11 protein-coding genes are annotated in these 12,054 nt (G+C 33.7%); 2 read left to right on the top strand and 9 right to left on the bottom strand.

All coding sequences use genetic code 11. The features are described 5' to 3' along the window. Positions 1-58: 58 nt before the first annotated feature. The gene (locus tag FH144_RS05235) at positions 59-418 is read right to left on the bottom strand and encodes a DUF3139 domain-containing protein (RefSeq protein WP_107506740.1); all 360 of its coding nucleotides are present in this window, start codon (positions 416-418) and stop codon (positions 59-61) included. A gap of 283 nt (positions 419-701) precedes the next feature. Here FH144_RS05235 and FH144_RS05230 point away from each other — a divergent pair, with 283 nt between their 5' ends. Both FH144_RS05230 and FH144_RS05225 read left to right on the top strand, forming a co-directional pair. Next, complete coding sequence (locus FH144_RS05230) at positions 702-1,145, top strand: MarR family winged helix-turn-helix transcriptional regulator (protein ID WP_242314431.1); 444 nt, start codon at positions 702-704, stop codon at positions 1,143-1,145. Between the two features lie 256 nt (positions 1,146-1,401). Continuing rightward, on the top strand, positions 1,402-1,818 hold the full coding sequence (locus tag FH144_RS05225) for an Hsp20/alpha crystallin family protein (RefSeq protein WP_107506742.1): 417 nt from the start codon (positions 1,402-1,404) through the stop codon (positions 1,816-1,818). A gap of 52 nt (positions 1,819-1,870) precedes the next feature. Here the strand turns inward: FH144_RS05225 and FH144_RS05220 are convergent, their stop codons facing one another. The 8 genes from FH144_RS05220 to FH144_RS05185 form a co-directional block, all read right to left on the bottom strand. Next, the gene (locus FH144_RS05220; protein ID WP_242314195.1) at positions 1,871-3,028 is read right to left on the bottom strand and encodes a nitrate/nitrite transporter; all 1,158 of its coding nucleotides are present in this window, start codon (positions 3,026-3,028) and stop codon (positions 1,871-1,873) included. Positions 3,029-3,286: 258 nt separating this feature from the next. Continuing rightward, positions 3,287-3,940, bottom strand: a complete 654-nt coding sequence (gene nreC / locus FH144_RS05215) for a nitrate respiration regulation response regulator NreC (protein WP_242314193.1) — start codon at positions 3,938-3,940, stop codon at positions 3,287-3,289. 19 nt (positions 3,941-3,959) lie between these two features. Beyond that, positions 3,960-4,973, bottom strand: a complete 1,014-nt coding sequence (gene nreB, locus FH144_RS05210) for a nitrate respiration regulation sensor histidine kinase NreB (RefSeq protein ID WP_277953143.1) — start codon at positions 4,971-4,973, stop codon at positions 3,960-3,962. A 30-nt stretch (positions 4,974-5,003) separates the two neighbouring features. Further along, on the bottom strand, positions 5,004-5,453 hold the full coding sequence (gene nreA / locus FH144_RS05205; RefSeq protein WP_423585197.1) for a nitrate respiration regulation accessory nitrate sensor NreA: 450 nt from the start codon (positions 5,451-5,453) through the stop codon (positions 5,004-5,006). A gap of 19 nt (positions 5,454-5,472) precedes the next feature. Further along, positions 5,473-6,156, bottom strand: coding sequence for a respiratory nitrate reductase subunit gamma (gene narI / locus FH144_RS05200; RefSeq protein WP_107506745.1), 684 nt, complete (start codon positions 6,154-6,156; stop codon positions 5,473-5,475). Continuing rightward, positions 6,149-6,724 carry a nitrate reductase molybdenum cofactor assembly chaperone gene (gene narJ / locus FH144_RS05195; protein ID WP_198644950.1) on the bottom strand — a complete coding sequence of 192 codons (576 nt, stop codon included), beginning with the start codon at positions 6,722-6,724 and terminating at the stop codon, positions 6,149-6,151. Before narJ ends, narI begins: the two co-directional genes overlap by 8 nt. Continuing rightward, the gene (gene narH / locus FH144_RS05190; RefSeq protein ID WP_107505724.1) at positions 6,717-8,270 is read right to left on the bottom strand and encodes a nitrate reductase subunit beta; all 1,554 of its coding nucleotides are present in this window, start codon (positions 8,268-8,270) and stop codon (positions 6,717-6,719) included. Before narH ends, narJ begins: the two co-directional genes overlap by 8 nt. Then, entirely contained in the window at positions 8,260-11,943 is a 3,684-nt protein-coding gene (locus FH144_RS05185) for a nitrate reductase subunit alpha (protein ID WP_242314188.1), read from the bottom strand. Before FH144_RS05185 ends, narH begins: the two co-directional genes overlap by 11 nt. Positions 11,944-12,054: the final 111 nt, after the last annotated feature.

The following is a 12,054-nucleotide window of genomic DNA, read 5'->3' as shown; positions in this document are numbered from 1 at the left end:
TAAAAAAGCTGTACAAAGAATTGACTAACTAAGTCTTTGTACAGCTTATTCCTATATATTAGGGTTTAAAATTTCGATCAAAGTCATTATGTTTCGCATCTTTAATATTTTTCTTAGTTTCAGAATCGAATCCTTCTGAGAAGATGCCTTTTCTAGTTCCGATTGGTTGAATCACATATGTCATATTTGGCTCATCTTTAAATACAACTTCTTTATAATAAACACCTTTTTTAGCACTATATAATGTTTCTTCAGATTTCACTTTATCTTTCAAGTGTTTCTGTTCTAAATAAGTATCTACTGTTTTTATATTTCTATGACCTTGATATGTCTTCATTCCAAAGAAGAATGCGATAGCCACAATTAATGAAATCACTAAAATAATAGTTACTCTAATAATTTTTTGCTTTTTACTCATTTAAAAGCTCCTTTGTTTATAACCTATTCAAAACGTCTTTAATTTATTATCTAAATAATTATGAATGATATAGCTGTTTTTTTAAAGACCCAAATAATCTTTGTAACAAAATATACTAATATTCCATCTTAGTTTTCAATTTAAATCAACACTTTAAGACCTTATGTAGACGTACTTTCTAACTTCTGTCAAAAGTATCAAAAAGTCTATAAAATACTATGATAACGCTATTGACATTGGTTTTAGTTCATACTATCTTTAAATAAGTTAAGGGGGGATAAATATTTATGTAAAGGACAGCTATTTAAGTAAGCAATTATGTTTTTTATTCTATGTTACTTCTAAAGAAGTAATCAAGAAATATACTTACTATTTAAAACAACACGATTTAACATATACAAGCTTTATGGTTATCATGGCCATCGAAGATGATGAAAAGATAAATATTAAATCACTTGGTCGCCGCGTCTTTTTAGATTCAGGAACACTTACACCTCTCTTAAAAAAACTAGAGAAAAAAGGCTATGTACAACGTATGCGTGAAAAAGAAGATGAAAGAAATTTACAAATTTCATTAACTGAAAATGGCGTTAACATTAAACCTACGTTGGAAGCTATCTCTGACCGAGTTTTCGATGACTTTGATGTTTCTCATGACGAAGCAAAAGACCTCGTCCATAGCTTAAGACATGTTATTTCAAATAACTTTGATTATACAGCTGATTAATCATCCAAACATGACAAAAGCAATCCATTCATCATTTGATACTTGTTTATAAAAGACTTTATACATAATTAAACTTTTGTCATGTTCCTTTCTCGTTTCTGCTTTTCTTACGCTCCATGTACTTAATGTACCTCTCCCTTATTCATTTCATAAATGCTTTTACTTTACGTCACGCTTCACTCTTTATATAATGAAGTTGAAAATTTTCACTTAACAACTACGACATTAACTCTTAATATAAAGGAGCGCGTATATAATGAATAATAGAGATTTTTTCGAACAATCATTTTTAAAAAATAACCCAAAAGACGTTTTTCGTGATTTAGGTGAACAAGTGTTTAACCAATTTTCATCTAAAAGTTTTCCAACTAACATTTACAATCAATCAAGCCAATATATTTTAGAAGCTGAATTACCTGGCGTTAATAAATCAGAAATCGAATTAAAATTTGATCACTCTACACTAACAATCAAGGTTCAAAAACAGGTTTCTGAACAAACTGGTAAAGTACAATTAAGTGAACGTGCGAGTGGTGAACTGGTAAGACGTTTTGAATTTGAGGATATTAATAAGTCACAAATTAAAGCAAGCTATGACGATGGCATTTTAACAGTTACTTTACCTAAAGAAGTTAGCGCACAAGATGATGCGACAACAATTACTGTAGAGTAATTAAATAGAAGAAAGAGCGTGGAATTCTTTCCGCGCTCTTTCTTTATACATATTAAATTGTGTATTCCTTTTTATATAAATGCCACATAGTAATAAAAGCAAGAACCCCAAATAGTGCTAATAAAATAAATGAAAGGTGACTTGTTCCTGTTAACCCAGTGACGTACGTTATAACTAATGGTGGGAAGAAACCACCTAATCCACCCATCATTGAAACAATACCGTTAGCCGCACCAGATTCTTTAGCAAAATATGATGGTACTAACTTAAATACTAAGCCATTTCCAATTCCAGCACATATACTGATAGTTAAACAACCAATAGTAAATAACGCAATATGACTAGAGATGCCAAGTATGACGGCACCGATAATCATTACAACAAAATCAATCATTAAAACTTTTACTGCATTAAACTTATCACCTAAAATACCACCAATTGGTCTTAGGAACGTTGCTAAGGCAATAAATACACCTGATCTTATACCAGCGTCCACTTTATCAATACCGAAATTATTAACTAAGTAATTAGGTAAAAATAAGCCAAACGCTACAAATGAGCCAAATGTAATAAAGTACCATAAACTTAAATAGTAAACTTTATAATTAGAAGATAATTTTTTAATTTGAGACATTAAAGGAACTTTCACTTTAGTTTCATTGTTATCTCCAAGTAAGAACATCAATACCGCAAAAATAGCGATTATAATTAAATAACTTCTCACTGTTGTTTGCCATCCTATAATCCCTGCTATAGGAGGTGCTAAGAATGAAGATACAGCTGTACCAATATTACCCATGCCATAAATACCATTCGCAAGCCCTACTTTATCTTTTGAAAAATATTTAGGAATTGAGGTTACGCCCACTGAAAAGATGGCTCCACCTACACCTAAAAAGAATCCTGATAGCATTAACATGCCAGGCGTTTGAGCTTGTCCTAAAAAGAATATTGGGAATAATAATACTATAAAACTACAGAAAAATACCCACTTCGCTCCAATGATATTGGTTAAATAACCAAATGGCACACGAAGAATAGAGCCTAAAATTACTGGAATTGCTAAAATAATAGATAGTTGTCCTGGTGAAATATCAATATCTTGTGATATGTACGGCATTAATGGAGAAATAATACTCCATGCCATAAATCCAACGACAAGGCTTAGCGTTTGAAGTGTTAATTGAAATCCACCCTTAGTTTTATTCATTTTCTCACCTTCATCATTTTTTCTTTATCAGCAGTCTTTATATTTAAAAGAGGTCAAGGTTTAATTTATTTAGATTGCTGATTACATATAAATTTTAATTAATTTGTGAAAAAATGAACATAAGGATATTCCCTCATAATTAACAGTAATCCCCCTAATTTTGTATCACCTTTATAAGACAACATAAAAATAAACCAGAGTGTCACTATAGACCCTGGTTTATACCTATATACATTTAGCTTTAATGAGTAACTATTACTAAAAATCTAATAGTTTTTTCTTAAGTGTGTATTCTACCAATTCTGGTTTAGATTTCAAATCTAATTTAGTCATGATATGTGTTTTATGTGCTTCAACAGTTTTAACTGAAACAAATAACTTTTCAGCGATTTCTTTATTACCATATCCTTTAGCAATTAAAGGTAAAATTTCTAGTTCTCTTTTTGAAAGTATCTTAAATGGATCGTTAGTAGCTTTTTCGTCTACATTAGAATGGTTAACAAACTCATTTACTAGCGATGTAGTAAGTTTCATATCTACGTATGTTTCACCTTTGAATACAGTTCGTACTGCTAGAACTAATTGTTCATCTGGAGAATTTTTTAAGATATAACCTTTAGCACCATTTCTTAAAACATGGAATAGATACTCTTCATCGTCATACATTGTTAAGATTAAAATTTTAGTTTCTGGAAAACTTTCAGAAATTTTACTAGTAGCAATTAATCCTGATTCACCAGGTGGCATACTTAAATCCATAATTAATACGTCTGGCTTGTATTCCATTACTTTTTGATAGGCTTCTACACCGTCTGCTGCAGTTGCGACGACTTCCATGTCTTCTTGAAAATTTAAGATCATTGAGAAGCCTGTTCTCACTACTGCATGGTCGTCTGCGATTACAATTTTCAATTTAATTCCCCTAACATGCCTAAAGTGGTATTTCTAAGGTAATAATCGTGCCTTTACCCATATGAGTCTCTATATTTACCGTTCCCTTAACCAGTTCAGCCCTTTCGTTCATGCCATATAATCCTAACCCCGTGCCTTGTGGGGTTGAATTAGGATCAAACCCTACTCCTCTATCAATAATTTCAGCCATTAAAGTTCCGTCAGTCTGTTGAATTGAAACATCTACTTCACTGACGCCTGCATATTTCAATGCATTAAATACTGCTTCTTGAACAATTCGATAAACGACTGTTTCAATTTCACTATCATAACGTGCATTATTAATATTGGAATTATAGATAACTTCTAGTCCATAATTCTCTTCAAATTGTTTAAAATAAGATTTAAAAGCCGCTTCTAACCCTAAATCATCTAATGATGATGGTCTCAATTCTATCGATAAATTACGTATATCATCAATTAATTTAGACATTAGCCCTTCGATATGTTCAGACTTATCTACGAGTTCCGTCATATCCTGTTGATACTTTAATAATCTTAATTCCACATCAATATTTAACATTTCTTGCACAACACTATCATGTAACTCTCTTGAAATTCGTTTACGTTCATTTTCTTGAGCTGAAATCGTTTTTCGTAACATTTGGTGTTGGTACATCTTCTCTTGACGTTCAATTTGAGGTGAAATATCTTGCAACGTGAAAGCATAAATATTTTTATTGTCATCAATACATTGATAACTTGCAGTAAATGGTTGTACTTTATTATCGACTGTCTTCATAAACACCTGAAAGTTTTTATCATTAGGTCTCGACGTATCTAAATAACAATTAATACAGCTTTGCAATGCAAATTCATTGGAATATCCTTCACATCTATTACATATTGCATTCGTCATTGCACTATAATTATTATCCTCTGAAATAATTTCTTGAGCTGCTTTATTCATAGCTATTACTTTGCCTTCATTATTTACAAAGACAATTTTTTCATTTGTAGTTTCATAATATTTCTTCAGCAAGTCTTCTATCATTTCATTTTGTATATCCAACACTTGTGTCACCTACATTTCTTCAGTAAATGCCCATAACTTACCATAAATATTTAAGCTATTGTCTTTTGGTAATGGCTTCTCGTTTCTTTGGCCTAACAGTAATACACCATAAATTTGTTGTTGGAAACATAACGGTATAGCCACAACTGCTGTTAGTTTTTCGCTACTTAGGATTGGATAATTAAATCTTTCTTCAGGTGATAAACTTTGAGAAACGTCGGCAATAATCATTCTCTTAGCGGTCTTCATTACCATTCCAGCTAACCCTCTACCTTTTCTTAAAATAATTAATTTATACCGATTATTTAAATTTCCAGAAACGTAACGCCACTTTATCGGCGCCGTAGTAGAATGTTGTTCATATAAAGCTATCCCCGCAAAATCATACCCCTCTGATTCTCTTAAAGCGTCTAATTCTTCTTGAAAATCATGTGTTTCAAATAATGGTTCAGATGCCACTATCGTATCTCCTTTCATATCATGAACGTGTTTTATGTCTTCTATAAACAATATATCTTCTATTCGCATATGATAAAGGAACGCTCCACACATGCACTAAACGTGTAAATGGCCAGCATGCTAATATAGTAAAACCTAATAAAATATGAATTTTAAATGATAATGGCACGCCTACCATTAAATTAGCATCAGGTGAAAATGTGAAGAGATGTCTAAACCATATAGAAATTGTTTGTCGATAATCAAAATCAGTTATAACTGCATTAGTTACTAATGTTGAGTAGCAACCCATAAATATGATAATGATTAATAAAGCATTAACAAATATATCCGACGCCGAACTTAACTTTCTTACGTTCTTTATAGTAAGACGTCTTGCTGTTAACATTAACATACCAATAAATGTCATTATACCAAATATACTACCAATATACACCGCACCGAAATGGTACATCCCTTCACTTACACCTAAACCATCTATCCATTTTGCAGGGATTGCTAACCCCACTACATGTCCGAAAAATACGGGAATAATTCCTAAATGAAACAATAAACTTCCCCATTTAAGCTGCTTTTTTTCTAAAAACTCACTAGACTTTGCAGTCCATGAAAATTGATCATATTTATAGCGCGCAATATGTCCTACTATAAAAATCGCGACACATAGATAGGGAAAGATAATCCACAAAAATTGATTAAGCATGATGTGTCACCTCTTTAGGTACGTCTATGCATTCTTTCAATGTTTCTCTTAATGCTCGAATCACATAAGCATATGGGTTATTATCTTGAGCTAGATGATTAGCCATTTCATAAGTACCATCTTCAATAATCATGATGACTAGTTCAATATTACCTTCAGCACGTGGGTCATTTTGCCATTTAGCGACATGTAAGAACTGTAACATTAAAGGTAGAAAGTCAGATAACTCGTTATCAACCATTTTTAAACCAAACATTTCATATAATACCTTTAATTTAGCCAACATTTGACCTCTCTCTTTTTGAGTATCAAATTTATTGTAGGTCATATATAAAGGAAACTTTTTATTAAAATCAAAGGTATCTGTATAAATCGCTTTAATTTCAGATAGTGTAAATTGGTGCATGATATCACGATATTGTACTAAATCTTGATAACCGGGATGTGACGTATCAATAGCTTCGTTAAACGTTTTAGGATGAAAGGTTAGCTTTTCAGGAAAATTAAGTTGCTGCGCAATATAGCCTAGACTTTCTTGATAATAATAAAATTTATCTAAATTAATCACGGAAGATACCTCCATAAAAATTATCATTATAAATTTCTTGTCCTGTTTTTCCTGAACCGACTGCTACGCCACAACCTTCACAGTTATCCCCAAAGTATTCTCCGCCATATCCTTGGCTTCCTTGTGCATGGTACGTATCTAAATAACTTTCTTTATGTGATGTTGGCACGACGAAACGATCTTCATATTTAGCTAAGCCTAATAGACGATACATTTCTTTCGTTTGAATTTCTGAAAGTCCTAATCTTTCTAATCTAGACGTATCAAATTCCTTACCTGTAACTTCAGCTCTCATGTAGCTTCTCATCATTGCCATACGTTGTAATGCCTCTTTAACTGGTTCGACTTTTCCAGCCGTGAATAAATTGGCTAAATATTCAATTGGTAAACGCATTTCTTCAATTGCTGGGAAAATCATATCAGGATTTTGGCCAGCGTTTTTACCTTCAAAGTAACTCATGATTGGGCTAAGTGGTGGACAATACCATACCATTGGCATTGTTCTAAATTCTGGGTGCAATGGGAATGCTAATTTATATTCTATTGCCAATTTATAAACGGGTGAGTTTTGAGCCGCTTCAATCCATTCATAGCTAATGCCATCTTTTTCAGCTTGTTCAATGACTTCTTCATCAAAAGGATTTAAGAATATATCTAGTTGTTTTTCATACAAATCTTGTTCGTTTTCTGCTGACGCTGCTTCATGCACTCTATCAGCATCATAAAGTAATACACCTAAATATCTCATGCGACCTGTACATGTTTCTGAACATACGGTAGGTAAGCCTGCTTCAATTCTAGGGAAACAGAATGTACATTTCTCCGCTTTATTTGTTTTCCAGTTAAAATAAACTTTTTTATATGGGCAACCTGTCATACAATAACGCCAACCACGACAGGCATCTTGGTCTACTAGCACGATGCCGTCTTCATCTCTTTTATACATTGCGCCTGATGGACATGAAGCTACGCAACTAGGATTTAAACAATGTTCACATAGTCGTGGCAAATACATCATGAATGTTTCATCAAATTGGAATTTAATGTCTTCTTCAATTTTTTGAATATTTGGATCTTCTGGACCAGTAATATGTGCACCAGCTAAATCATCTTCCCAGTTAGGTCCCCATTCAAGATTCAGTTTATCTCCTGAAATTAAAGAATGTGCTCTTGCTACAGGTGAATGTTTACCTTCTTTAGCCGTAGTTAAATGTTCATAGTTATATGTCCATGGTTCATAATAGTCTTTGATAAGAGGCATGTCTGGATTGTAAAAGATTTTACCTAGTGCCATTTTAGTCCATCGACTACCAGATTTAAGTTCAAGTTTACCTTTTTTATTTAGGACCCAGCCACCTTTATATTGTTCTTGGTCTTCCCAACGTTTTGGATAACCGATACCCGGTTTAGTTTCTACGTTATTAAACCACATATATTCGGCTCCGGGTCTATTAGTCCATGTGTTTTTACATGTAACACTACATGTATGACACCCTATACATTTATCTAAATTTAACACCATTGCAATCTGCGCTTTAATCTTCAAGCCAATTTACCTCCTTCATCTTTCTAACGGCAACATATACGTCTCTTTGGTTACCGATAGGACCATAGTAATTGAAGTGATAGCTAATTTGAGCATATCCTCCAACTAGTTGTGTTGGTTTTAAGTGAATTCTTGTTGGTGCATTATGAGAGCCTCCGCGTGTATCAGTAAGTTCTGAACCAGGTGTTTCAATGTGTTTATCTTGAGCATGATACATAAACATCGTACCTCTTGGCATGCGGTGTGATGTAACTGCTCTCGCTGTTACTACACCATTTCGGTTATATACTTCAAGCCAGTCATTATCATGAATGTCATGTTCGGCAGCATCTTCATTTGAAATCCAAACTACTGGGCCACCTCTGAATAATGTCAACATACGTTCATTATCTTGATATGTTGAATGAATATTCCATTTACCGTGAGGTGTTAAATAGCGAAGTACTAGTGCATCTTGTCCACCTTTAACTTGTTTATCTCTAGTACCAAATACCATTGGCGGTAACGTCGGTTTGTAGACTGGTAAGCTTTCTCCAAATTGTTGAAATACTTCATGGTCGATGTAATAGCTTTGTCTACCTGTCAATGTTCTAAATGGAACTAAGCGTTCAATGTTTGTAGTGAAAGGTGAATATCTACGGTCATTTTTATTAGAACCTGGGAATACAGCTGTTGGAATGACCTCACGGGGCTGAGAAGTGATATTTAAGAATGAAATCTTTTCAGATGCACGTTCTTTGGAAATATCTTTTAACTCCATACCAGTTTGGTTTTCTAAATCTTCATAAGATTTTTGTGATAACTTACCGTTCGTTGCAGATGAAATATTTAAAATCGCGTCTGCTACTTTGCGAGCAGTATCAATTCGCGGTCTATCATTTCTTACAGAGTCGTTATTATCATCATTCCATGTGCCAACTATACTTTTTAATTCATCATATTCATCTTTGACACCGTAACTTACGCCATGTGCGCCTATCTTACCGTTTTCAAGTTTTGGACCTAATGTAACGTATTTATCATAAATTTTTGTATAGTCACGTTCTACAATTGAGAAGTTCGGCATCGTTTTGCCTGGAATGCCTTCTACTTCATCTTTAGACCAGTCTTTAACTATGCCATATTCAGAACCAAGTTCTTGTTTAGAGTCGTGGCCTAATGGCGTAGTTACAACATCTTTAAACGTACCTGGCAAGTAATCTTTTGCCATTTCTGAAACAGCTTTACTTAGTGTTTTATAGATATCCCAATCCGAACGTGATTCCCATAATGGATCAATAGCTGGATTAAATGGATGAATAAATGGATGCATGTCTGTTGAAGAGATGTCATGTTTTTCATACCATGTCGCAGCTGGTAAGACGATATCAGAGTACAACGGTGTCGCTGTCATTCTGAAATCAAGTGACACTAATAAATCAAGCTTGCCAACTGTATCTTCTCGCCATTTAATTTCTTCTGGTTTATCCTCTTCATTTGGTTCTGCCATAAGCCCAGAACGTGCGCCCAATAAATGTTTCATAAAATATTCTTGACCTTTAGCTGAGCTTGAAATCAAATTAGATCTCCAAACGAATAATGTTTTAGGATGATTTTTTCTTAAATCAGGATCTTCTATAGCAAATTGTGTTTCCTTATTCTTCACTGAATTGATTGCATTTTTTAAAATCGTTTCATTAGAAGCATCTCCCGATTCTTTAGCTTCTTCTCCAAACAATAAACTATTTTTATTAAATTGAGGATATGAAGGTAACCATCCTAAACGCGCTGCAGTAACGTTATAGTCAGCAGGATGTTGATGTTTAATATTTTTAGCTAGTGGCGATTTTAATTTATCGACATTAGACTCTTCGTATTTCCATTGGTCTGTAGCAAAATAGAACCAACTTGTACCGTTTTGTAAGCGTGGTGGGCCTTGCCAATCTTTAGCAAAGGCAATTGTGTTCCATCCTTCGATTGGTCTACATTTTTCCTGACCAACGTAGTGTGCCCAACCTCCGCCGTTAACGCCTTGGCAACCACATAACAATACTAAATTTAAAATTGCACGATAAATCGTATCTGAATTAAACCAGTGATTAATACCGGCGCCCATAATAATCATTGAACGACCTTCAGTATCGATCGCATTTTGTGCAAATTCTCTTGCTACTTGTGTAACCAAATTACTTTTTATGCCTGTAATTTCTTCTTGCCAAGCAGGTGTATATTTAGATTGAACATCATTATAAGATGTAGCTTCTAATTCATGATTGAAACGTTTGATACCGTATTGACTTGCCATTAAGTCATAAACTGTAGCAATATAGACCTCTTCTCCATTTGCTAATGTGATTTTTTTAGTTGGGATAACTCTTTCAAATATTCCATCACCTTTACTATCAAAATATGGAAATTGAATTGTTTGTAATTCGAACTCATCCTCAGTCATTGATAGTGCTGGATTAATTTTAGTACCGTCTTCTGTTTCAAGTTTTAAATTCCACTTTGTATCTTCTTCCCAACGTTGTCCCATTGTTCCATTAGGTACTACTAATTGCTGGCTAATCGTATCTTGAATGACTGGTTTCCATTCACCATTTTTATTGTCTTGACCTAAATCACTAGCACGTAAAAATCTTCCAGCTTTATAGCCGTTATCATCTTTGTCTAGCATAATGACAAATGGCATATCTGAATATTGTTTAGCATAATTAATAAACATTTCACTTGGATTATCTTCATAAAACTCTTGTAAGATAACATGTGTCATTGCTTGTGCAACAGCAGCGTCTGTACCTGGATTAGGTGCTAACCAGTTGTCAGCAAATTTAACGTTTTCAGCATAATCAGGTGCAACGGAAATAACTTTTGTGCCTTTATATCTCACTTCTGTCATAAAATGTGCATCTGGTGTACGAGTTAAAGGTACATTTGAACCCCACATGATAATATACGAAGCGTTATACCAATCACTTGATTCTGGCACATCTGTTTGTTCACCCCAAATTTGCGGTGAAGCTGGTGGTAAATCGGCGTACCAGTCATAGAAGCTAAGCATTTCCCCACCAAGTAAATTAATAAATCTCGCCCCTGATGCATAACTGATCATTGACATTGCTGGAATTGGTGTAAAGCCTGCAATTCTATCTGGGCCATCTTTTTTAATGGTATATAAGATTTGTGCTGCAATAATATCAGTAGCATCTTTCCAATTTGTGCGAACAAGTCCACCTTTACCACGCGCTTCTTTATATGATTTAGCTTTTTCTTCATCTTCAATAATAGAAGCCCATGCAGCAATACGATTACCATTATTTTCTTCAAGTGCTTTACTCCATAAATCCAATAACTTGCTACGGATATAAGGATATTTCACACGTAATGGACTATATTCATACCATGAGAATGAAGCGCCACGCGGACAACCACGAGGTTCAAATTCTGGCATATCTGGTCCACAACTTGGATAATCGATTTGTTGATTTTCCCATGTGATAACACCATTTTTAACAAATACTTTCCATGAACAAGAACCTGTACAATTCACGCCATGTGTAGTTCTTACTACTTTGTCATGACTCCATCGTTCTCGATACATTTTCTCCCATTCTCTGCTTTTACTTTCTAATACGGACCAGTTTCCATTAAATTTTTCTGTTGGTTTAAAAAAGTTTAATCCAAATTTTCCCATTTATATGAATCCTCCTACCTCTATAGGTATTAGTTAACTATGTTAAATGCCGATTACATGTTTATTTATCTAGATTGTACATTTTTTCACAATTAATAAATATTAGGGAAT

Source organism: Staphylococcus sp. acrmy (genome assembly GCF_022690565.1).
In the GTDB taxonomy this organism is placed as follows: domain Bacteria; phylum Bacillota; class Bacilli; order Staphylococcales; family Staphylococcaceae; genus Staphylococcus; species Staphylococcus caledonicus.
This window is presented reverse-complemented; position numbering and strand designations above follow the sequence as displayed.